Source organism: Novosphingobium sp. FW305-C-111, assembly GCF_058783565.1.
Genome location: NZ_JBYSYP010000001.1, coordinates 171,834 through 193,637, shown reverse-complemented (window position 1 = coordinate 193,637; position 21,804 = coordinate 171,834). Strand labels below are relative to the sequence as shown.

The following is a 21,804-nucleotide window of genomic DNA, read 5'->3' as shown; positions in this document are numbered from 1 at the left end:
GATGGCAAGCGGCTACGGCGCAACCTCTCGCCCATCCCACGCAAACACCTTTCCGCTGTCGCTTGGCTGCAGTCCGTCGACCACGCCCAGCAGCCGCTCCGCCGCAAATTCCGCCGAGAACAACTTGCCCTCGGCCACGCCCTTCTGGAACGGGCGGGACAAGTCGGTATCGACCGTTCCGGGGTGCAGCCCGGCCACCACGGCGGCGGGGTTGCTGCGGGCCAGTTCAATCGCGAAGTTCCTGAGCAGCATGTTGAGCGCCGCCTTGGCCGCGCGGTAGGAATGCCAGCCGCCGAGCCGGTTGTCGGAGATCGAGCCGACCCGCGCCGAGAGCGCCGCGAACACGCTCCGGCGGTTGCGGCCCAGCAGCGGCAGCGTGTGCTTGGCTATCAGCGCCGGGCCGATCGCGTGGACGGCGTAGAGTTCGGCCATCGCGGCGGGATCGAGCGCGCGGTAGCTTTTCTCCGGGCCACTGCCGTCGCTGCGATGAAGGATGCCCGTGGCGACGATGACGAGGTCGAGCGGGCCGCCGATTTCTTTCGCGGCCTCGGCGATCGAGCCTTCGTGGAGCAGGTCGAAGCGGAACGGGCGGACCTTGTCGTGGACCGCCACCGCGCCGCTTCTCGCCCCGGCATGGACCTCGCCGACGTCGTCCCGCCCGGCCAGCGCATGGACCAGCGCGCCGCCGATCCCGCCCGAGGCGCCGAACACCGCGCAGCGCAGCGGTGCGCTCATGCCCGCCGCCCGCTGCGTCCCGCAACGGGAACCCTGTTGGCGAACGCCAACTGGTGTCTTGACGAAATCGCCGGCTTTCGATTCATAATCACCCCGGGATAACGGGGAGAGGTCCAATGGGACAGATGGTTGCGGAGCGCGCCCGCGCCGATGCCGTGGTGCATGACACGGGTGAATTCGGGGTACTGGTCGGCTGGACGCACACGCCGTTCAACCGCGGCATCGACCTGTCGGTGCAGAGCGCCGCGCAGGCCTCCACTGCCGCCGGGCAGATCGAGAACCGCCATTACCTGATGACCAGGAACCAGGCGCTGATCCTTGCCAAGTACCTGCTCGACGCGACCGGGCAGGAACTGCCCGAGCGCAAGCGCCCGGGCCTGCTCCAGCGGTTGTTCGGGTAGCAACCTTTCCCCACCTTCGTCATTGCGAGGAGCGCAGCGACGAAGCCATCCAGTGCCGCACGGCTCCTCATGGATTGCTTCGGCCTGCGGCCTCGCAATGACGCGTGTCTGGAGAAGCGGCGGCTTCAGCCCGCCAGCAGCGGCCACAGCACCATGCCGAGGCCGATCAGGCTGACGAAGAACACCAGCGTGCGGATCTTGGGGATTCCGGCCCAGTAGATGAACAGGTAGGCCGTCCGCGCGCCGAGCCAGATCCAGCCACCCAGCGCGGTGGTTCCGTTCGTTTTCCCGGCAAGGACCACGCCGAGCAGCGCGATGATCGCAATCGGCAGCGTCTCGAGGAAATTCGCCTGCGCCCGCGTCAGCCGCCCGGCGATCGGATTGAGCGGCGGCAACGCTTCGTCGCGCGCGCCCATGTTCCAATCGACCCCGTACTGTTTCGTCTTGAAATGCGCCGCGGTGAAGATGTGGACCAGCAGCAGCACCGCGCCCCACGCAAGAATTGTCAATTCGACCGGCATCGACCCGTCTCCCCCTGTTTTTCCGGGCAAGAGGATGCCGCGAACCCGCCGTCCTGTCGAGCCGTGATCTCTCGACGAGCCGCGGACCTTCGCCGACAAACGGAGCTTGCCCGTGTCTTATGGCGATAATACACTTGGCATTGCGGAAGCGGAGCGCCATCTTGGGCGCTTCACCCGGCTCGAAAAAGGGATTGGGCAGGCGATGGCCAGCAGCACGGAAACCACCACGCAGGACGCCTTGGGCATCCAGTTGACACCGCCCGATCCGGTGCCCCAGGTCGCGCCCGCGCAGGCCGCGGGGCTGGTTCCGGTGTCGGAAGAGAACAAGTCCAAGCTCGCCAGCAAGGTCGATGCCTTCGTGGCCGACCTGATCGCGCAGGACGCGGCGAGCCCCGAGTTCGGCAAGCGGGTCGACCAGCTGACCAACATGGGCCGCAAGGAAATCGCGACGGCGGCGGGCATGTCCAACCGCTTCCTCGACCGGCCGATCCGGGCAATGGACAAGGATTCGGGCGTCGGTGCCAACCTCGCCGAACTGCGCCGCACGGTGGAAGAGCTCGACCCCGGCCGCCAGGGCAACCTGTCTTCGGGCCGCAAGTTCCTCGGGATCATCCCGTTCGGCAACAAGCTGAAGAACTACTTCGACAGCTACACCTCGGCGCAGGGGCACATCAAGGCGATCCTCGACCGCCTCGCCTCGGGCAAGGACGAGCTGCTGATGGACAACGCCTCGATCGACGTCGAGCGCCAGAAGCTGTGGGAGGCGATGGGCAACCTCGAGCAGATGATCCTGATCGCCCGCGAGCTCGACACCAAGCTCGAAGACACCGCCAACGACCTCGACCACACCGATCCGGCCAAGGCCAAGGCGATCCGCGAAAGCGCGCTGTTCTATGTCCGCCAGCGCCACCAGGACCTGCTGACCCAGATGGCGGTGACGGTGCAGGGCTACCTCGCGCTCGACCTCGTCAAGAAGAACAACGTCGAGCTGGTCAAGGGCGTCGACCGCGCCAGCACCACCACCGTCGGCGCGCTGCGTACTGCGGTGACGGTGGCGCAGGCGATGACCAACCAGCGCCTCGTGCTCCAGCAGATCACCGCGCTCAACACCACCACCGCGGGGATCATCGATTCCACCGGCAAGCTGCTGCGCGAGAACACCGGCAAGATCCACGAAATGGCGGCCTCGAGCACGCTTCCCATGGAAACGCTGCAGCGCGCTTTCCAGAACATCTACGACACGATGGACAACATCGACACGTTCAAGCTCAAGGCGCTCGACGCGATGAAGCAGACGGTCGACACGCTCTCAGGCGAGGTCGAGAAGTCGAAGGGCTACATCGCCCGGGCCGAAGGTGCGGCGCAGGCCAAGGCGATCGGCACCGAAGCGCCCTCGCTGCTGAGCCTGGAGGGCTGACCGCGCCGGCATGACCAGTCCCGCCCAGAACAGCGACCGCATCCTTGCCGAGGCCCGGCGCACGCTGGCCGAACAGCGCGCCGGCGGGCGGCGGGTGAAATCCATTGGCAAGCGCTCGGCCGAACTCAAGAGCCGTCACGCCCGCGCCAAGGCGGCGCGGCTGGGGGCGGTGATCGCGATGATCCTCGCGGCGGCGACGATCACCGGCCTGGTCATGGGCGGGATCGGCTTCACCGGGCTGATGCTGACCGGCCTTGCCATCTTCGCCGCGCTTTATGTGTTCGGCAAATACCCGAAGCTCAAGGTGCCGGAATTGCCCGCGCTCAACCAGGGCGACGTGCGCCTGATGGTCGGGCGGACCGAGCTGTGGCTCGAGGCGCAGCGCCCGGCGCTGCCCGCGCCGGCGGTGGAGATCGTCGACCGGCTGGGCGTCCAGCTCGATGCGCTCGGCCTCCAGCTTGAGGGCATCAACCCGGACGAGCCGGCGGTCGGCGAAGTGCGCAGGCTGGTGGGCGAGCACCTGCCTGGCATGATCGACAGCTATCGCCGCATCCCCGCGCACCTGCGCCGCGAGGAGCGGGCCGGGCGCACCCCTGACGCGCAGTTGACAGACGCGCTCGGCAAGGTCAGCGGCGAGATCGACCAGATCACCCGCCAGCTCGCCACCGGCGACATCGACAAGCTGGCGATCCAGACCCGCTACCTCGACTACAAGTACGGGGACGCGCTCGACGACGAAGAGAAGCCTGCCTGATGCGCGTTGCCATTCCCCACAGCCACGACCGCGCCGAAGTCCGCCGCCGCATCCGCGAGCGCAGCGGCGAGCTGGCGGGAATCGTGCCGGGCGGCGTCGCCACGGTCGAGACCGCGTGGGCGGACGAGGACACGATGGACATGGCGGTCACCGCGCTCGGCCAGACCGTGCGCGGAGCGGTGACCGTCGAGGACAGCCAGATCGTGGTCAACTTCGACCTGCCCGGGCAGCTGGGCTTCCTCGGCGGGATGATCGAGCAGACCATCCGCGAGAAGGGGCAGAAGCTGCTCGCCTAGAGCTTGCGCTCCAGCTCCAGCAGCTCCTCCGGGATCCGCAGCGATTTCGCGACGATCCGGGTTTCGGCCAGCAGATACACCAGCGCCGCCATCAGCAGGGCGATGGCGAGGAAGAACACGCTGCCAGCGGCGACGCGTAACTCGCGGTCGAGCAGCTCGCCGATGAAGATGACGCCCACGGTCACGCCGATGGCGAGGCCCGACAGCACCAGCATCGTCAGCGCCCGCCCGATCAGGTGGATGCGCCGGTCGACATAGCGGATTTCCACCACGACGGCGTCATGTTCCAGCCCGGCGGTCTCCCCGTGAAGGCGCTGCAGGGCGCGCGAACGGTCGACAACCCGGCCAAGCCGCGTCGTCAGGATGTTCATGATGTTGCCGATTGCCACCAGCACGAAGACCGGGGCAAGCGCGAGCTGGATGGTCTGGGCGATCACGCCGCGAGGCTTACGCCGGATGGACGAGGATGGCGAGGCCGGCCGGATCGAGACGAACGTCTCGAATGCTGGACGCCTGCGCGCACTGGCCGGGGCGCACGCTTTCGCCGCCGACCTGCGCCTCGCCGCGGCGCGGGATCACCAGCAGCGGGCGGTCGTATTCGGCCAGCAGCGCGGCGTCCGGTTCGCCATCGACCCGGTGCGCGGTGAAATACGGCCCGCGCGCGAGCTCGACCGTGCCCTCGTCCGGGATGTGCCGGCGCAGCGCCGGATCGTGCGGCTCGCCCTTCGACACCGCGATCCCCGCGTCGAGGTGCAGCTCGCGCGGGCGGCCATAGTCATAGAGGCGATAGGTGATGTCGCTGGTCTGCTGGATCTCGATCAGGCTGACGCCAGCACCGATTGCGTGGACCGTGCCCGCGGGAATGTAGAAGAAATCCCCGGCCTGGACCGGATGCCACACCAGCATGTCCTCGATCGCACCGCTGAGCGAGGCGGCGCGCATCGTTTCGCTGTCGACGGGATCATGGAAACCGACGCCGAGCGTCGCGCCGGGTTCGGCGTCGATCACCAGCCAGCACTCTTCCTTGCCGGTGTCGGTCTCGCCCGCCGCCTTGGCCTGCGCGTCGTCGGGGTGAACCTGGACCGAAAGCTTCTCGCTGGTGAAGATGTATTTGACGAGGACGCTGGGCAGCTGCGCCGGCGGCTCGAACCAGATTTCGCCGATGCGCTGGCCTTCGGGCGCGGAGAACGGCGCGCGCAGCGTATCGCGGCCCCACGGTTTCTCCACGCTCTTCACCGGCAGGATCACTGGTTCGCCGCCCCCTGGAGCTTGCCGACGAGCTGCGCGCCCTCCGGCGTGCAGACCAGCACCTCGCCCTTGTCGACGACGATGACGAGGTCGCTCGCTCCGATCACCGAGACGCGCGGACCGTCGCTGTCGACCAGGACGTTGCGGCAGTCGACCAGCTCGGCATTGCCGCGCACCGCGTTGCCAACCTCGTCGCGTTCCAGCGCGGCGTGGAGCGCCTGCCAGTTGCCGATGTCGGACCAGGCCATGCTCGCCGGGACCATCGCCGCACGGTCGGTGTTTTCCATGACCGCGTAGTCGACGCTCTCGCTCTCGATCCCGGCGAAGGCCTGCGGATCGGGGTGGAAGCGCTGGCCGTCGACGTGACCAGCCTCGACCGCGGCGCGTGCCGAGGCGGCGATCAGGGGGCGGTGCTTCGCCAGTTCGTCGAGGAACGTGCCGGCGCGGAACGCGAAGATCCCGCCGTTCCAAGAGTAGGTGCCTTCCGAAAGAAAACCGATGGCCCGTTCGAGGTCGGGCTTTTCGACGAACCGGTCGACCTTGTAGCCGCCGGTGGCATCGATCGCCTCGCCGCGCTTGACATAGCCGAAGCCGGTTTCGGGCGCGGTTGCGGCGATCCCGAACGAGACCAGCCAGCCGCTCTCGGCAAGTGCGCCCGCAGCCCGCGCGGCGGACACGAACGCCTCGCAGTCGCCGATGTGGTGGTCGCTCGGGCAGACCAGCATGATCGCATCGGCGGGCAGGCGCAGCGCAGCAAGCGCGATCGCGGCGGCGGTGTTGCGGGCTTCGGGCTCGACGATGACCTGGGCGCGCTCCGGGTGCGGCAGCTGCGCCTCGACATGATCGAGGTGGGCGGTGCCGGTCACCACCACCGGATCGGCGAAGTGGGCCCCGTCGGCACAGCGCAGCAATGTAGCTTCGAACAGCGTGCTGTCGCCGACCAGCGGGAGGAAGGGTTTCGGCATGGTCTTGCGCGAACGCGGCCACAGCCGGGTTCCGCTGCCGCCGCACAGGATAACCGGGGTGATCTTCGTCACGCTCACTCCATCAATTCGAGCAGGTCGGCGATGGTGGTGGTCGCGAACCCCACCGCGCTGTCCGAGATTCCGTAAGGCACCAGCAGCCGCTCGCCAACCCTCAGCGCGCCGCAGGTGTAGACGACGTTGGGGACGTAGCCATAGCGGTCGGCATCGACTGCGGTGAGGATCGGAGTGGGACTGCGGGCCAGTACCTTCGAGGGGTCGTCGCGGTCGAGCAGCGCGCAGCCCAGCGCATACTTGCGCATGGCGCCGACCCCGTGCGTGATCAGCAGCCAGCCCTCATCGATCAGGATGGGGCTGCCGCAATTGCCGATCTGGATGAATTCCCACGGGTATTTCGGCTCCATCAGGAGCACCCCGTCGTCGTCCCAGCACTCGAGATGGTCGGAGCGGAGCAGGAACAGGTTCTTGCCGTCCTGCCGACCGATCATCGCGTACTGGCCGCCAATCTTCTCCGGGAACAGTGCCATTCCCTTGTTGCGCCCGGCGCGGCCCATGATCGGCTCGAGGATGAACTCGCGAAAGTCGGCGGTGCGCAGCAGTTCCGAGCGAATCGAGCTGCCCGAATAGGCGGTGTAGGTCCCGATCCACTCGTAAGCCCCGCCACCATGGTCGAAGCGGACCAGCCGCAGGTCCTCGAGGCCCCCGCGCTGCTGCTCGGTGATCGGGAAGATCACCGTGTTCGACAGGCTGCTTTCGGGATGGCGGTAGACGGTCACCGCCGCGTCGCCGTCGGTCAATGTCGCCGCATCGGTGGACACGGAGGTCGCGAAGGCATTCTGCGGCCAGAGCTGGAAGCTCCCGTCCTGCTGGACGATGCCTTCCCGAAAAGCGACCGAGCTGATGTGGCCTTCGCCGACCGCGCGCAGGCTCATGACGAAGCGGCAGGCACCGCCCGACATCCCCGACTGGTCGGGATGCGGGACGATCGACGGATTCATCAGCGCGGCCGCGGCATAGGTGTATTCGTGGCAGAAGTAGGCGCCGATGAGCCGCTTGCGCAGCTTGCCGAAGTTGCCGCCGTCGAGCCCGAGCGAAGCCTCGACCTCGGCATAGCGTTCTTCGAACATCAGTTCGGTCTGCCAGTGGCGCTCCGCGAAGTCATGGAGCACCCGCCCGTATTCCTCGGCCGCGGCTTCGTCGCTCATCGCAGCGATGTCAGAGACCAGGCGGCCGGCACGCGAATCGGTCGCGGCGCCCTGCCAGCCCAGGTGGAATGGGCGCAGGACTACCCGCGAGGGATCTGCGTGCAGTCGTTCTTCAAGAATGCGCAAGGTGCTGGGCTGTCCGTTCCGCCTTGCCCAACGCCGGGCCCTCCTGCTGGTTCCGCGCCGGTCCATCGATCGCGATCATTTCGCGCAGTTTGTAGTGCGCCAGCTGGAAAGCAAGGATCGATTCCGCGCCCGTGTTCTCGTTTGCGCCGTGCGGGGTGACCCCGTCGCGGCAGCGCCCGCTGGCGAGGTCGCCCAGCACGACGCCGCGATCGTTGGCGCCAAGGAACCAGCGATAGGCGGTTTCGGCATGGCGCAGCCAGCCGCGGTCGCCCGTCGCCTGAAGCGCCACCGCCGCCGCATCGACCGCAGCCCACGCCTCGAGCGGCTGCTGGTCGAACGGGAGGACCGCGAACGGCTTGTGGAACGTGTCGGAGCCAACGGGGCGGAAGTGCCCGGCGGCCGCGACCTGGCGCGAAGCGATGAAGCGCAGCGAATCAAGACCGGCGGCGAGCCAGTCCTCGCGCTCGTCGAGCACGGCTGCCTCGATCAACGCCTGCGGCAGGCGGGGATTGTCATAGCCGAGCACGGCTTCGAACCAGGCCCAGTCCGGGCGGCGCTCGCGGGCCAGCAGATGGCACAGGGTTTGCGCGCCCTTGCGGAACAGGTCGCGGGCCGCCTCGCTACGGTGCCCGGCGCGCAGCGCGGCGCAGGCCCCCAGCATCGAGAAGGCGATGGTCCGCGGCGAATCGAGTTCGGCGAGCGGCTCCACGGCGATATCGAACCACTGCCGCGCCCACGCTCGCAGGCCCGGATCAGGCGCATTGCCGATGGCGAGGCCCAGCGCCCAGAGAGTGCGCCCATTGCTGTCGTCGGAACCGATGTCCTCGCACCAGGTCCGGTCGAAGTTCATGAAGTTGCGGAAGCGTCGCGCCTCAGGGTTCCAGGCGTGCTGGATGAAGCTCGCGTAGACCATCGCCCAGCGCTGCCGATCTTCGGCCGGAATGGCGTCGGCGTTGCCCATCAGCATCAGCGCCCGCACGTTGTCGTCGAGGCAATAGCCGTGGCGCCGGTCGGGCACGATCCCGATCGAATGCTGGAACATGCCGGTGCCATCGCTCATCGCGAAGACGCCCCGAGCGCCGGGGGTGGCGAGGAGCGGCGGCTGCTTGGGTGTGGCGCCGACGGCGCTCCGCACAAGCGCGGCGCTCGCCTCGGCAAAGCGCGGCCAGATTGTTTCGCGGCCGCGCTGCCATGCACGGCGCTGCATCTCGGCGAGGCGGTTGCGGTCGCCCAGCAGGCCGTTAACTGCGTCGGCGATGGCTGAAGCCGAGCGCGGCTCGATCAGGCAACCGACACCGTCGGCGAGCAGCTCACGGGCATGGACATAGGGTGTCGAAACCACCGCCCGGCCCAGCGCGACCGCATAGCTCAGCGTGCCGGAGGTCGACTGCTGCAGGCCCGGGTAGGGCGTGAGATAAATATCGCAGGCTTCCAGCTGCTCGAGCAACTCGCCGGTTTCTAGGAAGCTGTTCTCCCACTGGATGTTATCCGCCACGCCCAGCTTTTCGGCCAGCGCGACGAGACTGTCACGGTAGGCCTCGCCTTCGTGGGCGATCAGGTTGGGGTGCGTCGCGCCGACGATCCGGTAAAGGGTGTCGGGATGGGCGGCGACGATCGACGGCAAGGCTTCGATCACCGTCTCCAGCCCCTTGCCGGGGCCGAGCAGCCCGAAAGTCATCAGCACGTTGCGGCCCTCGAGGCCCGCCTTGCGGCGGAACGCATTGCCCGCGCCGAACGGGCGGTCGGGCGCGCCGTGCTCGATGACGGCGATGCGGGCGGGATCGGCGTGATAATTGCGCACCAGCAGGTCGCGCGAATGGCGGGCCATGACCATGACCCGGCTTGCACGGCGCAGCAGGTGTTCGATGATCGCACGCTGCTTTGCGCTCGGCTCGGCCAGCACGGTGTGGAGCGTGACGATCAGGGGTGCGGCGATGCGGTCGACCAGATCGAGCACCATTTCCCCATCTTCGCCGCCGAAGATGCCGTATTCGTGCTGGAGCCAGACCGCATCGACCGCGTCTTCATTGATCCGCCGTGCGGCGATCGCATAGTCGGCGGCCCGGTCGGCGCGGATCACCGCCCGTGCGTCGGCGTACTCATGTTCGTCGGCGGGGCTGTCGATGACGTGGAGGTCGAGCGCGATCTCGGGATGGTGGCGCAGCAGCTGGTCGTGAATGTCGCTGGTGAAGGTCGCAATCCCGCACTTGCGCGGGCGGAAGCCTCCGATCAGCGCGACGCGCGCGGAGTCGGCAGTCTGACGGGGAATTCTTAGCGCAGCCAGTCCGGTTTCGCCGGCGCTGCGCGGAGCCACGATACGGTCCATCGAAGTCATCGCTATTTCCGGTCCTTCCCGAGAGGATGAGAAACTGTCCCTCCGATGAATGAATGATCGAACGACCCATCCGGTTCCATTGCAGTGCGGCAGTATCTCCCGATCCGGATGCAGTTCGTCGCATCAAGGTGGAGCAAATTTCCGAATTTGCAAGCAGATGCCGCAACTGCGAAGCAATGTTCGCATTTGCAGCAAGAATGAATCAGGGACTGAAGAACCGCTGGCCCCAGCGGTAGACCGCCTCGACCGGCTGGCCGCTCGCATCGAGGCGCGGGCGAAAGCGGAAGCGCTGTTCGGCGAGACGGCAGGTGATCCGGTCGGACTCCGCATCACCGCTGCTGCTGACGACACGGCAATTGCGGGCGCGGCCATCGGTTCCCACCGTCATTTCGATAATCGCGGAGTGGCCCAGCCGGGCGTCGCGCCCGGCCTTGGGATAATCGCGGATCGAATCGATCGTGCCCGCGGTCTTTTCGACCGGTCGCGCCGCCCCGCTGCCCGAGCCGGTGCCACTGCCGCCCGAGCCGGTCCCGTTGCCCGCTCCGCCTCCACCGCTGCCGGAGCCGCTCGCGCCCGCGCCGGAGCGGTCCTGCGTGCCCGACGAGGCAGCAGGCGGAGCGCGGTCGGTCTTGCGCGGGATCCTCGGCTTGGGAGCCGCAGCCTCGCGCGGCTTGGCGGTCGCCGCTTCGGGGGCGGCCTTGCCGGCGGCACTGTCGCCGGTGTCGCTCGGGCTGGGCGGCGGGGCGGGGGGCGGGAGGGCGACGTTGTAGGCGCTGGTCTCCACGAACGGATCGTCGATCACCCCGGCCGCCGCCAGCCCCTTGATCAGCGCGAAGGCGACGACAAGGTGCAGCGCCGCCACCGCCGCGATGGTCGCGATACGGGTGCGGCGCGGCACGCGAGGCTGGTCGCTGAAGCGGACATCGGGTGATTCGCGGGTTGGCACGGGTGCGAGAATTCCCCGCATGGCGCCCCGGTTCCAGCCCAAACTGGCCCGGCTTTGCGACGAGCCGAGCCGATTTGGCCTTGGAGCATTGGGCAAGGCCCCGAAAACCTGTATGGTGGTCGCTTGCGCATTTGGCGCCGGGCCCACCCTTTCGATAGCGGCGGTTCGCTCTGAAGGATGACTGCGATGCGCGTACTGGTTGTCGAGGACGAGCCCCTGCTCGCCATGCTGCTCGAAGAAAACCTCGCGGAGCTCGGCTATGAACTGGCCGGCTCTGCCGCCACGGTTCACCAGGCGCTGTCGCTGCTCGACCAGAGCGAGATCGACTGCGCGTTGCTCGATTTCAGCCTCGGCCAGGATTCGACCTCGGTGCCGGTGGCCCAGCGCCTGCGCGAAGCGGGCAAGCCGTTCACGTTTCTCACCGGGCATGCCTCGCTCGAAGGGACGCAAGGGGTTCCCGAAGATGCGCCGCTGCTGGTCAAGCCAGTCAGCCTCGCCGACCTGCGGGGCGCGCTCAGCCGGATGGCCGAGGGCGAGGCGCAGGCCGCCGAATAACCCTCGCGCCGGGGCCGGTCAGGCCGTGCGAATGCCCATCGTGCTGCGCAGCAGCCGCGCCAGCAGCGGGAACAGCCCGGCATAATTGCCCTTGTCGTACGTCGAACCCTCGCCGAGGTGGGCGCGCAGGCGGCGGTGCGCTTCGGGCAGCGAATGGTAGGGCATCGACGGCAGCAGGTGGTGGAGCGCGTGATAGCGCAGGCCTACAGGAGCCCACAGCTCGGCGGCGATGCCGGGCGGGGGGACGTTGACCGAATCGAGGTACTGCCCGGTCACGGTCATCGCCTCGCCCTCGTTCTTCCACAGGTGCGCGACGAGCGTGCGGACCTGATTGAGCAGGGCGGTCAGCGAGATCACCGCAAGCCCGATCAGCAGCGGACGCCAGCCGTTCTGGCTGCTCCAGGCGAGGATGAACCAGGCCCAGGCGCTTGCTCCGATTTCCTGCCACAGCACCATGCGGGCAAATTCGCCCTCCGGCGGGCGGCGCCGGAACTCGGGGTTGATGGCGAGCGCGGACGCGCGCTCCCACACCAGCTTGCGCAGCGGCGGGATGAGCGCGCCAAGCGGCACGAGAATCGCCGAACGGATCAGCAGCCCCACCGGGAGCAGCAGCGCGGTCAGGGTGAAGACCGGCAGCGACCACCACTTCATCAGGGCGAGCGGCAGGTATTCCGGATCCTCGGCGGTGCCGTACCGCGTCCGCGCATGGTGGAGCGTGTGGACGTTCTCGTACATCAGCGAGGGGATCATCATCGGCACGCCGACCAGCAGGTTCCAGGCGAAACGGAAGCCGGGCAGCGCGTTCTTGTGGATGTGCGTCAGCTCGTGGATGAACAGCAGCGCGCGGTAGAGGAGCAGTGCCGAGAGGACGCCCGAGAGCGCGGCGAGCAGCGGATTGCCGATCAGGATCGCACCGGCAAGCGCCGCATAGCCGAGCCCCGCCGACAACAGCATGTCGGGCCAGTAGAATGCCGGGCGGGCAGCGGCGATGTCGCGGGTCAGCTCGACCGCGGCGCGGAGCATTTCCTTGTCGTCGGGCGTGCGCGCGATGGCACCGTCCGCCGGGATGGCAGAGGCGCGGAGGTCCGCCTGAGGCAGGTCGATCTGTTCGCTGGCAATCATCTCGTCGTCTAATCCCGATGGACCCGAAACGGCGGCTGAATGGCCGCACTTTTGTCGCATTCCGGGCGGATAGGGGCGTCCCGCTTGACATGGCCGGGGACGGCCCGCACTTCGCCGGCCAGATGTCCCTAGCCCCAAACAAAGGCAATATCGTGGCCGCTGCCGACGTAGTGATCGCTCCCGTTTCCGGCAAGGCCGACCTCAAGGCCTTCGTCGACCTCGCCTATCGCCTGAACAAGGACGATCCGGCCTGGGTCCCGCCGATCCGGGCAGAGGCGATGGAGCTGGTCACCCCCGGCAAGAACCCGTTCTTCGAGCATGCCAAGGTCCAGTTCTTCCTCGCCCGCCGCGCCGGGAAGGTGGTCGGCCGGATTTCCGCGCACATCGACCTGCTGGCGCTCGAACAGCCGCCCGAACAGGGCATGGGGCCCGGGACCGGCAACTGGGGCCTGCTCGAGGCCGAGGACCAGGCCACTTCGGACGCGCTGATCGCCCGCGCCGAGGCGTGGCTGCGCGAACAGGGCATGACCCGCGTCCTCGCGCCGATCTCGATGTCGATCTGGGAAGAGCCGGGGCTGCTGGTCAAAGGGCACGATCACAGCCCGATGATCTCGATGGGCCATCATGCGCCGCACTACCAGGGCTGGATCGAAAGACAGGGTTATGCCCCTGCCAAGAAGCTGCTGACCTACGAGCTCGACATCTGCCGGGAGTTCCCGCCCCTCATCAGCCGCATCGTTGCTTCCGGCGAGAAGAACCCGCGGATCAATGTCCGCAAGGTCGACCTGAAGAAGTTCGACCAGGAAGCCGCGATCATCCTCCACATCCTCAACGACGCGTGGAGCAGCAACTGGGGCTTCGTGCCGTTCACCGACGCCGAGATTGCCTATGCCAGCAAGAAGATGAAGACGCTGGTCTTCGCCGACCTCGTGATGATCGCCGAGGTCGACGGTGAGCCGGTCGCCTTCATGATGACCTGGCCCGACATCAACGGCCCGATCAAGCAGATCGGCGGCAAGCTTTTTCCGTTCGGCTGGATCAAGATGCTCCGCTGGTTGCGCAAGCCCAAGCCGGCCGACATGCGGGTGCCGCTGATGGGCGTGGTCAAGCGGCTCCAGTCGTCGCGTCTCGCCAGCCAGCTGGCCTTCATGATGATCGAGTACATCCGCCGCAACGCGGTTGCCGATTATGACGGGCGGCGCGGCGAAATCGGCTGGATCCTAGAGGACAATCAGGGAATGGTGGCAATTGCGGACGCGATCGGATCAAAGGTCAACCGCGAGTACCTGATCTACGAAAAGGCGCTTTAGAACCCGGCGCTGTAACCGCGCGGGAACCCGGCGCGAACACGATCCGTTTCCCGCGCGGGCCGCGGGATCGTTCCGGTGCTCGGTAAAGGAGCAGCACATGGCCGCCAAGGCGCAACAGTCCCGCAAGTCGCCGCCGATGGGCCGCGCATTGATCGTCGAAGACGATGCGATCGTCGCGATGATGATGTCGGACGCGCTGATGGCCAACGGGGCGGAATCGGTCTCGGTATGCCCGACCGTGACCTGTGCCCTGCCCGAGCTCGACCGCCTCAAGCCCGACGTGCTGGTTCTCGACGTCCATCTCGCCGACTGCGACGAGGGCTGGGCGATGGCTGAGCTGGTGCTCGAGCTCAATCCCGATCCGCCGGCGATCGTGTTCTCGACCGGTTCGCCCGAGGCGATCCCGCCGCGGATCGCGGGGCTGGGGGAAGTGCTGGCCAAGCCGTTCACGCCCGAGCAACTGGTCGAGGCGATCCGTCGCCAGCGGCGCAAGCCCGGTCTGCTCGGCCGGCTCAGGAGCATAGTCACGAGCCGGTAGAATCCCAGAAAGTCTCGCCGACCTCGCGAGGTGCAGGTGGCGACGATTTTCCAACCGCTATCGTGAATGGCTTCGCCGTTTCGCGCTTCGCGATGACGAAGCCTGGCCCGCGCGACCTGCAAATGTTTCAACGGGGCAGAAAAAAGGCCTCCACCGATTTCTCGGAGGAGGCCTTTCGGGATCGTATCACCAGCCGCTTGGACGGGAGGGGGGGTCTCGGCGGTGACAAGGGGAAAATGATCCACCCGCTTGCCGGTTCCCTGCCCCCCGAAATTTTTTGCGACTTTTTTTTGGAGGGCGGATCACACGTACGGACGGGGCGGCTGGTTGCGGTCGAAATGGGCAAAATCGCAGGAGCGGTCCATGTCGGGAATCGCAATCGAGCTCTGGTCCCACACCACCAGACCGGCCTTGCGCAGCCATTGCATGGTACGGTTGGTGTGGACCAGCGACAGGCCCAGCATGTCGGCGATCACCGCCTGGCTGATCGCCAGCCGCAGCACCCCGCCCTCGCACATCCCGGTCCCCTCGGCGCGGTTGACGAGGAACGCGGCCAGATATGCCATCCGCTCGCGTGCCGAACGCCGGCCGAGCGCGACGAGATGGTCCTCCAGCGCCCCTTCCTCGCAGGCTGCCTGCCAGGTCACGTCGTAGGCCAGTCGCGGCTGGGAGATGACCAGGTCGAAAAACCGCTCGCGCTGGAAGTGGCACAGGATGACGTCGGTCTGCGCTTCGACCCCGTGGAGCAGGGGCTCGTCGAACGCGCCCTGCAGACCGACGAGGTCGCCCGGGAACATGAAGTTGACCACTTGCCGCCGCCCGTCCTCAAGCAGGCGGTAGCGAAGAAGGATGCCGGACAGCAGCGTCATCACGCTGGTAGACCAGGCACCCTGGGCCAGAACGGTCTCACCGCGGCGGAACGAAAGGTCGCCGGTCCGGAAGGCCTGGAGCCATTTCCGCGTGACGTCGTCGGGCGCGCGCAGACCCTTGCAGGCGAGCAATGGGCACGCCTCGCAGATTGCATTCGATGTGCTTTCTTCTCCCGCCATGACCCCCACCTGACATCCCTTCGGCGCTACGCGCCGTGTCGCTCTGTTCCCTTGATTGCAATAACATATGTAACAGCGCTGCCGAAATTGACCATCTAGACGGCCGGCCTGTTGGAACGGTGGAAGGCGGTTGGATGACGAGGTCGGATGGCGAACGGATCCTCGTCGTGGAAGAGAGCGTGCTCGTGGCGATGGAGCTCGAGGTCGCCCTGGCGGATCGCGGGTTCCGGGCGGTGACGGCAGGCAACCTGATGGCGGCCTACATGATCCTCGGCGAGGGGCGGTTCTCGGCGGCGTTGATCAATCCCGCGCTGCCGGACGGGCGCGGCGAGCAGCTGGCACGCGAGCTCCTCGACGAAGGATGTCCGACCGCTCTCTTCATCGGTTTGCGGGAGCCGTCGATTTCCGTCGATCTCGCCGCTGCCATGCGCTTTCGCAAACCCGTCGAGCCTGCCGAGGTCGTCGGCTGGCTCGAACAAGCGCTTGCGCGCCGCACCGCGACGGACCAATAATTCGCGATAGGCCGGGAACCACTGCGCACGTCGCGGATTGTCCCAGCGGTCGCGCATGTTCTGTCGTGGGAAGGGGTTTTAATGTCGCTTGGCGCCAAGGTAGCCACCAATTTGCCGTATCTGCGTCGTTATGCGCGGGCCCTTACGGGTAGCCAGACGACCGGGGACGCCTTCGTGCGCGCCACGCTCGAAGCGGCGCTCGCCGATCCGGGCCTCCGCGAGGAAATCGGCGCCGGCCGAGCGGAGCTTTACCACGCTTTCAACAGCGTCTGGGAAACCGCCTACGTCGACACACGCGACGTTTCGGGCGCTGCCGGGGACAGCCACGAGGCTGCCGCGCAGGAGCGCCTCGCGCAAGTTACACCGGAAAACCGCCAGGCCCTGCTGCTGACGACGCTCGAGGACTTTTCGATCGAGGAAGCCGCCTACATCATGGAACTCGAACCCGCCGAGGTCGAGGAACTGGTCCAGGATGCGATCGCCGAAATCGATCGCGAATCGACCACCTCGGTCCTGATCATCGAGGACGAGCCGCTCATCTCGATGCAGCTCGAGGACCTCGTCCGCTCGCTGGGCCACGACGTCTGCGGCATGGCCGCGACCCGTACCCAGGCGCAGGAAATCGTTGCCCGCGAGACGCCGGGGCTGGTCCTCGCCGACATCCAGCTCGCCGACGGCAGCTCGGGACTCGACGCGGTGGACGACATCCTCAAGATCGAGGACGTGCCGGTCATCTTCATCACCGCCTATCCGGAGCGCCTGCTCACCGGCGAGCGGACCGAGCCGACTTATCTCATCACCAAGCCGTTCCAGGAATCGACGGTGCGCGCGGCGATCAGCCAGGCGCTCTTCTTCGGTTCCAGCCGCCCGCTGGCCTGATCCCTCCCGGCAATGCGGCGGCACGGGGCCGCGCTTCCTTTTGGGGGAAGCGCGGCCCTTTCACGTTCAGCCGCGCTCGCGCTCCAGCGGATAGGTGCCAAGCAGGCGCACGTCTTTCGCGTAGAATTCCAGTTCCTCATAGGCGCGGTCGAACGCGGCTTCTCCCGGCCGCCCGACGACGTCGCAATAGAATGCCGTCGCCGCAAAGCTCGCACCGCGCTGGTAGCTTTCGAGCTTGGTCATGTTGACGCCGTTGGTGGCGAACCCGCCCAGCGCCTTGTAGAGCGCTGCGGGGATGTTGCGGACCTCGAACACGAACGTCGTCATCGCCGCTCCGTGGATCGTCGCCGGATCGCGCGGTTCGGTTGCGAGGAGAACGAACCGCGTGGTGTTGTCCGGCGCGTCCTCGACATTGCGGGCGATGATCTGCAGGCCATAGAGATCGGCCGCGATTTCCGGGGCAAGGGCGCAAAGCGCCGGGTCGCCCAGCTCCGCGACATAGGCCGCCGCTCCTGCCGTGTCGGCATAGCTCAGCGGCACGATTCCCCGCTCCCGGAGATAGTGCCGCGACTGGCCGAGCGCCTGCGGATGGCTGTAGGCAGCGCTGAACGGCCCCGGGCCGGTCGCCATCAGGCAGGCATGGATCGGCATGAAATGCTCGGCGACGATCCTCAGCCCGCTTTCCGGCAGGAGGAAGTGGATGTCCGCGACCCGGCCGTGCTGCGAATTCTCGATCGGGATGATCGCGCTGCCGGCGCGGCCGTCCTTCACCGCGTCGAGCGCGTCCTCGAAACTGAAGCAGGGCAGCGGCAGGCATTCCGGCGCGACTTCCAGCGCGGCCTTGTGCGAATTGGCTCCCGGCGCGCCTTGGAATGCCACGGCCCGCGACGGTTCGGCGGCGGCGGCGGCGGTCATCTTTTCGACGAGCGCCAGGGCGGGGGCGGGATAGCTCTGCATGGCCCGGCGCGTTACGGTTCCCGCTGCGGGGCGGCAAGTCTCAATCGCTCTTGCATCGGCCCCGAGGCCTGACTAGAGCGAGCCCAAACTCGCGCAGGCCGTCGGCAGGGTGCCGGCATGGCGCTTCATGGGGCTCGTACATGGAAGACCGGTTCAACACCATCGCTGGCTGGACGCTGTTCGGCGGTATCGTGGCGCTCGGGCTGTCGAGCCTTTCGGGCCACTATTTCCAGGCGGACAAGCACCACGCGCCCGAAAAGCAGGGTTATGCAATCGAGGGCGTCGAGGAAGAGGGTGAAGGCGGCGCGGCCAAGGTGCCGCTGCCCGTCCTGCTCGCCGCCGCCGATCCGGCCAAGGGCAAGGCCCTGTTCGCCAAGTGCCAGGCCTGCCACACCGATGCCCAGGGCGGCGCCAACGGCATCGGCCCGAACCTCTACGGAACCATGGGCGAGGGCATCGGGCAGGGCAAGGGCGGCTATGCCTTCTCCGATTCGCTGAAGTCGAAGGGCGGCACCTGGACCTTCGAGGCGATGGACGCGTGGCTGACCAGCCCGAAGAAGTTCGCCGACGGCACCAAGATGAGCTTCGCCGGCCTCTCGAAGGCCGAAGACCGCGCCAACATCATCGTCTACCTGAACTCGCTCGGCTCGAACCTGCCGCTGCCCAAGGCGGATGCCGCGCCAGCGGCTGACGCTCCGGCCGCTGAAGCTTCGGGCGGTGCGGAAGGCCCGGCGGCCCCGGCCGATCCGAAGGCGGCGGGCGCGAACGCGATGCCCGATCCGGCGGTCGCGGCGGGTGGCACCAAGTCGACGGTTCCGGCGACCAAGGCGCCCTGAGCTTTCGCTTCAGCAGAATACCCTAGGGGCGGGGCCGCGAGGCTCCGCCCTTTTTCGTGTCACCACCTCGGCCGGCGCGCCAACCGCACCAGGGACATGCAAGGGGTGCCCTGCACCAAATTTTTCGGCATAAGCTTGTCCAGGGACCGACATAGGCGCGCATCGATATGACGGAAGAACAGCTAGCGCTCGCAAAGGTCCCCGCAGTGACGCTGGGCTTCTGGGTCATCAAGATTCTCGCCACCACGCTCGGCGAGACCGGCGGGGATACCCTGTCGATGACCTACGACCTCGGCTACCTCGCCAGCAGCGCGATCTTCATCGTTCCGCTTGGCCTGCTGGTCGCCGCGCAGGTTCAGGCTCGCCAATTCCATCCGCTGCTCTACTGGGCGACAATCATCGCCTCGACCACCGCGGGCACGACGATGGCCGACTTCGCGACCCGTTCGCTCGGTATCGGTTACGCCGGCGGCTCGGCGCTGTTGCTGGCGGCGGTTCTGGCATGCCTCGCCGCGTGGAAGGCGGTGATGGGGACGATCGCGGTGGAGAGCGTCGCGAGCGCGAAAGCAGAACTGTTCTACTGGACCACGATCACCTTCTCGCAGACCCTGGGCACCGCGTTGGGCGACTGGGCGGCAGACGACGGCGGGCTCGGCTATCTGGGCGGAGCGCTGCTGTTCGGCGGGGCGCTGCTCGCCCTCGTCGCGCTGTGGCGGCTGACGCGGGTAAGCCGGGTCGGGCTGTTCTGGGCGGCGTTCATCCTGACGCGGCCACTCGGTGCGACGGTCGGCGATTTCCTCGACAAGCCTCTGGGCAAGGGTGGGCTCGACTTCAGCCGTCCGCTAGCAACCGCGGTGCTGGCAGGTGCGATCCTGGTACTCGTGCTCACCCTGCCGCAGCGTGCGGGGCGGCATCCGCAGGCGTGACTAGCGCCCCTTGAACCCCTGCGCGATGACGTACCATTCCGACGAGTCCTTGCGGCTCGCGGGCGGCTTGGCGTGCTTCACGACAGCAAAGTTCTGCTTGAGGATCTTGAGCAGCTCGCCGTCGGTGCCGCCGGCGAAGACCTTGGCGACGAACGCGCCGCCCGGCGCCAGCGTGGTCACGGCGAAGTCCACGGCGGTCTCGACCAGCCCCATCGTGCGCAGGTGGTCGGTCTGCTTGTGGCCCACGGTGTTGGCGGCCATGTCGGACAAGACGAGGTCGGGCGGCCCGTCGAGCGCATTCTCCAGCGCGGCGGGGGCTTCGTCGGCCATGAAGTCCATCTCGAAGATGGTGACGCCCTCGATCGGCTCGGTCGGCAGGAGGTCGATGCCGACGACCTTGGCCTTGGGGTTGCGCGCGCGCACGACCTGGCTCCACCCGCCCGGTGCGATGCCGAGGTCGACCACCCGGTGCGCGCCCTTGATCAGGCCGAAGCGGTCGTCGAGCTCGACCAGCTTGAACGCCGCGCGGCTGCGATAGCCGGCGGCCTTGGCTTGCTTGACATACGGATCGTTGATCTGGCGCTGGAGCCAGCGCGCGGAGGACTGCGTGCGCTTTTTCGCGGTGCGCAGCTTTTCGCCGGGGTCGCGTCCTGAACGGCTCATCGCTGGGCCGCCTTGGCGCGCCGCAGCGCCGCGTGGCGACCTTCGCTTTCGCTGCCTGCCGCCATGAGCGAACGCAGGATACCCTCGCGGATGCCGCGGTCGGCCACGCCGAGCCGCTCGGCCGGCCAGACTTCGAAGATCGATTCGAGGATGGCACAGCCGGCGACGACAAGGTCGGCGCGCTCGCGCCCGATGCAGGGGACCGACTGGCGCTCGGCCGGGGACATCGTCGACAGCCGGCGGCTGATCGCCCGCATCGAATCCGACGGTACGACCAGCCCGTCCACCGCCCGGCGGTCGTACTGGGGCAGGTCGAGGTGGAGGCTGGCGAGCGTGGTCACGGTGCCGCTGGTGCCGAGCAGGCGGACATCGCCCAGCGCCTTGGCCTCGTCGCGGAATGGCGTGATCCGCTCGGCGAAGGCGGCGAAGCTGTCGTCCACCCGCTGGCGCATCGCAGCATAACCGGCGATACGGCCCTCGGGGCTGTCCTCGATCCGGCCGACGCTTTCCGTCAGCGAGACAACGCCCCAGGGGACGGACTGCCAGTCGATGATCCGGGGAACGTTGCCGCCGGTCTCGATCAGCACGAGTTCGGTCGAGCCGCCGCCGATGTCGAAGATCATCGCCGGACCCTCGCCCTGCTCGAGCAGGATGTGGCAACCCAGCACCGCAAGCCGCGCTTCCTCTTGCGCCGAGATGATGTTGAGGCGGATGCCGGTCTCGCGGTGGACACGCTCGATGAAGGCGGGGCCGTTCTCCGCCCGGCGGCAGGCTTCGGTCGCGACCGAGCGGGCGAGGTGGACGTTGCGCTTCTTGAGCTTGTCGGCGCAGACGTGGAGCGCGGCGAGCGCCCGGTCCATCGCCTCGTCGGACAGGCGGCCCGACTGGCTGAGGCCTTCGCCGAGCCGGACGACGCGGCTGAACGCATCGATCACGACGAAGTTCTCGCCCGAAGGCCGCGCGATCAGCAGGCGGCAATTGTTGGTCCCGAGGTCGATCGCGGCATAGGCCTGGCGGTGATGGGGAAGCGGACGCGGCAGCACCGGGGTGCCGCTGCCCCAGCCTTGGCCGGCGGTTGGATCGCTGGGTGGGAAACCGGGGCCGGAGGACATGGCGGAGACCGCAGCGGCTGAACCGCGGGGCGCCTCGTGCGCCTCGCCGCTGTCCACGCCGGAACCTGCCTGCCCGCCTTGCACCGGCGGAATATACGCCGCCATGACTCGAAATTCGCTTGTGTTTTCCCGTCCGCGGGAAGCGCGGCGGGTGCTTGGCAGTCATGCTAGCGTCATGCCGCTCCGCCCGCAAGGCCGGCCGCCCCGGAACCGGCCTTGCGCGGCTTGACTCGGCTTTGACCCCGCCCTAGAGGGCGCGCTCCGTTGCCCCGTCGTCTAAAGGTAAGACTACGGACTCTGACTCCGTCAATCGAGGTTCGAATCCTCGCGGGGCATCCAACCACCTTTCGCAGCCGGTCAATTTCCTTCCTTCCGCCT

24 protein-coding genes and 1 tRNA gene are annotated in these 21,804 nt (G+C 67.5%); 12 read left to right on the top strand and 13 right to left on the bottom strand.

All coding sequences use genetic code 11. The features are described from left to right. Positions 1–12: 12 nt before the first annotated feature. Entirely contained in the window at positions 13–735 is a 723-nt protein-coding gene (locus AC3WLD_RS00995; RefSeq protein ID WP_492555041.1) for an SDR family NAD(P)-dependent oxidoreductase, read from the bottom strand. A 116-nt stretch (positions 736–851) separates the two neighbouring features. On the opposite strand from AC3WLD_RS00995, the gene AC3WLD_RS00990 reads away from it, so the two are divergent. Next, the gene (locus AC3WLD_RS00990; RefSeq protein ID WP_492555040.1) at positions 852–1,136 is read left to right on the top strand and encodes a hypothetical protein; all 285 of its coding nucleotides are present in this window, start codon (positions 852–854) and stop codon (positions 1,134–1,136) included. Positions 1,137–1,261: 125 nt separating this feature from the next. Here the strand turns inward: AC3WLD_RS00990 and AC3WLD_RS00985 are convergent, their stop codons facing one another. Beyond that, a complete protein-coding gene (locus AC3WLD_RS00985; RefSeq protein WP_492555039.1) occupies positions 1,262–1,657 on the bottom strand; it encodes an MAPEG family protein in 396 nt (131 codons plus the stop codon). Between the two features lie 202 nt (positions 1,658–1,859). Between AC3WLD_RS00985 and AC3WLD_RS00980 the strand changes: the two genes are divergently transcribed. Genes AC3WLD_RS00980 through AC3WLD_RS00970 form a run of 3 tightly spaced genes read left to right on the top strand, consistent with a single transcriptional unit; the run spans position 1,860 to position 4,124 of the window. Beyond that, positions 1,860–3,074, top strand: a complete 1,215-nt coding sequence (locus AC3WLD_RS00980; protein WP_492555038.1) for a toxic anion resistance protein — start codon at positions 1,860–1,862, stop codon at positions 3,072–3,074. A 10-nt stretch (positions 3,075–3,084) separates the two neighbouring features. Next, a complete protein-coding gene (locus tag AC3WLD_RS00975; protein ID WP_492555037.1) occupies positions 3,085–3,828 on the top strand; it encodes a hypothetical protein in 744 nt (247 codons plus the stop codon). Next, positions 3,828–4,124 carry a polyhydroxyalkanoic acid system family protein gene (locus tag AC3WLD_RS00970; protein ID WP_492555036.1) on the top strand — a complete coding sequence of 99 codons (297 nt, stop codon included), beginning with the start codon at positions 3,828–3,830 and terminating at the stop codon, positions 4,122–4,124. Before AC3WLD_RS00975 ends, AC3WLD_RS00970 begins: the two co-directional genes overlap by 1 nt. On the opposite strand, the gene AC3WLD_RS00965 is transcribed toward AC3WLD_RS00970, so the two are convergent. The 6 genes from AC3WLD_RS00965 to AC3WLD_RS00940 form a co-directional block, all read right to left on the bottom strand. Beyond that, positions 4,121–4,561 carry a DUF2721 domain-containing protein gene (locus tag AC3WLD_RS00965; protein ID WP_492555035.1) on the bottom strand — a complete coding sequence of 147 codons (441 nt, stop codon included), beginning with the start codon at positions 4,559–4,561 and terminating at the stop codon, positions 4,121–4,123. The two genes, AC3WLD_RS00970 and AC3WLD_RS00965, sit on opposite strands and share 4 nt — an antisense overlap. A gap of 10 nt (positions 4,562–4,571) precedes the next feature. Then, entirely contained in the window at positions 4,572–5,372 is an 801-nt protein-coding gene (locus tag AC3WLD_RS00960; RefSeq protein ID WP_492555034.1) for a class I mannose-6-phosphate isomerase, read from the bottom strand. After that, positions 5,369–6,409, bottom strand: coding sequence for a mannose-1-phosphate guanylyltransferase (locus tag AC3WLD_RS00955; RefSeq protein ID WP_492555033.1), 1,041 nt, complete (start codon positions 6,407–6,409; stop codon positions 5,369–5,371). Before AC3WLD_RS00955 ends, AC3WLD_RS00960 begins: the two co-directional genes overlap by 4 nt. A gap of 2 nt (positions 6,410–6,411) precedes the next feature. Beyond that, complete coding sequence (locus AC3WLD_RS00950; RefSeq protein ID WP_492555032.1) at positions 6,412–7,560, bottom strand: glycoside hydrolase family 130 protein; 1,149 nt, start codon at positions 7,558–7,560, stop codon at positions 6,412–6,414. Positions 7,561–7,672: 112 nt separating this feature from the next. Continuing rightward, positions 7,673–10,021 carry a glycosyltransferase gene (locus AC3WLD_RS00945; protein WP_492555031.1) on the bottom strand — a complete coding sequence of 783 codons (2,349 nt, stop codon included), beginning with the start codon at positions 10,019–10,021 and terminating at the stop codon, positions 7,673–7,675. 202 nt (positions 10,022–10,223) lie between these two features. Further along, complete coding sequence (locus AC3WLD_RS00940; RefSeq protein WP_492555030.1) at positions 10,224–10,967, bottom strand: TonB family protein; 744 nt, start codon at positions 10,965–10,967, stop codon at positions 10,224–10,226. A gap of 186 nt (positions 10,968–11,153) precedes the next feature. On the opposite strand from AC3WLD_RS00940, the gene AC3WLD_RS00935 reads away from it, so the two are divergent. After that, the gene (locus AC3WLD_RS00935; protein WP_492555029.1) at positions 11,154–11,522 is read left to right on the top strand and encodes a response regulator; all 369 of its coding nucleotides are present in this window, start codon (positions 11,154–11,156) and stop codon (positions 11,520–11,522) included. Positions 11,523–11,540: 18 nt separating this feature from the next. Here the strand turns inward: AC3WLD_RS00935 and AC3WLD_RS00930 are convergent, their stop codons facing one another. Next, positions 11,541–12,644 carry a fatty acid desaturase family protein gene (locus AC3WLD_RS00930; protein ID WP_492555028.1) on the bottom strand — a complete coding sequence of 368 codons (1,104 nt, stop codon included), beginning with the start codon at positions 12,642–12,644 and terminating at the stop codon, positions 11,541–11,543. 122 nt (positions 12,645–12,766) lie between these two features. On the opposite strand from AC3WLD_RS00930, the gene AC3WLD_RS00925 reads away from it, so the two are divergent. Further along, positions 12,767–13,954 carry an N-acetyltransferase gene (locus AC3WLD_RS00925; RefSeq protein WP_492555027.1) on the top strand — a complete coding sequence of 396 codons (1,188 nt, stop codon included), beginning with the start codon at positions 12,767–12,769 and terminating at the stop codon, positions 13,952–13,954. Positions 13,955–14,051: 97 nt separating this feature from the next. Continuing rightward, complete coding sequence (locus AC3WLD_RS00920) at positions 14,052–14,492, top strand: response regulator (protein ID WP_492555026.1); 441 nt, start codon at positions 14,052–14,054, stop codon at positions 14,490–14,492. Positions 14,493–14,794: 302 nt separating this feature from the next. Here the strand turns inward: AC3WLD_RS00920 and AC3WLD_RS00915 are convergent, their stop codons facing one another. Further along, on the bottom strand, positions 14,795–15,541 hold the full coding sequence (locus tag AC3WLD_RS00915) for a Crp/Fnr family transcriptional regulator (RefSeq protein ID WP_492555025.1): 747 nt from the start codon (positions 15,539–15,541) through the stop codon (positions 14,795–14,797). Between the two features lie 167 nt (positions 15,542–15,708). Between AC3WLD_RS00915 and AC3WLD_RS00910 the strand changes: the two genes are divergently transcribed. Further along, positions 15,709–16,053 (top strand): hypothetical protein, encoded by a 345-nt coding sequence (locus tag AC3WLD_RS00910; RefSeq protein ID WP_492555024.1) that lies wholly within the window; start codon positions 15,709–15,711, stop codon positions 16,051–16,053. 81 nt (positions 16,054–16,134) lie between these two features. Continuing rightward, the gene (locus AC3WLD_RS00905; RefSeq protein ID WP_492555023.1) at positions 16,135–16,932 is read left to right on the top strand and encodes a response regulator; all 798 of its coding nucleotides are present in this window, start codon (positions 16,135–16,137) and stop codon (positions 16,930–16,932) included. 66 nt (positions 16,933–16,998) lie between these two features. Here AC3WLD_RS00905 and AC3WLD_RS00900 read toward each other — a convergent pair whose 3' ends face one another. Next, a complete protein-coding gene (locus AC3WLD_RS00900; protein ID WP_492555022.1) occupies positions 16,999–17,889 on the bottom strand; it encodes a prephenate dehydratase in 891 nt (296 codons plus the stop codon). A gap of 140 nt (positions 17,890–18,029) precedes the next feature. On the opposite strand from AC3WLD_RS00900, the gene AC3WLD_RS00895 reads away from it, so the two are divergent. Further along, positions 18,030–18,725, top strand: coding sequence for a c-type cytochrome (locus tag AC3WLD_RS00895; RefSeq protein WP_492555021.1), 696 nt, complete (start codon positions 18,030–18,032; stop codon positions 18,723–18,725). 167 nt (positions 18,726–18,892) lie between these two features. After that, positions 18,893–19,651, top strand: coding sequence for a COG4705 family protein (locus AC3WLD_RS00890; RefSeq protein ID WP_492555020.1), 759 nt, complete (start codon positions 18,893–18,895; stop codon positions 19,649–19,651). On the opposite strand, the gene AC3WLD_RS00885 is transcribed toward AC3WLD_RS00890, so the two are convergent. Then, a complete protein-coding gene (locus tag AC3WLD_RS00885; RefSeq protein WP_492555019.1) occupies positions 19,652–20,314 on the bottom strand; it encodes an RlmE family RNA methyltransferase in 663 nt (220 codons plus the stop codon). It lies immediately after the preceding gene. Further along, the gene (locus tag AC3WLD_RS00880; protein WP_492555018.1) at positions 20,311–21,531 is read right to left on the bottom strand and encodes a Ppx/GppA phosphatase family protein; all 1,221 of its coding nucleotides are present in this window, start codon (positions 21,529–21,531) and stop codon (positions 20,311–20,313) included. Before AC3WLD_RS00880 ends, AC3WLD_RS00885 begins: the two co-directional genes overlap by 4 nt. Before the next feature lie 160 nt (positions 21,532–21,691). Between AC3WLD_RS00880 and AC3WLD_RS00875 the strand changes: the two genes are divergently transcribed. Next, positions 21,692–21,765: transfer RNA gene (locus AC3WLD_RS00875), tRNA-Gln, on the top strand. Positions 21,766–21,804: the final 39 nt, after the last annotated feature.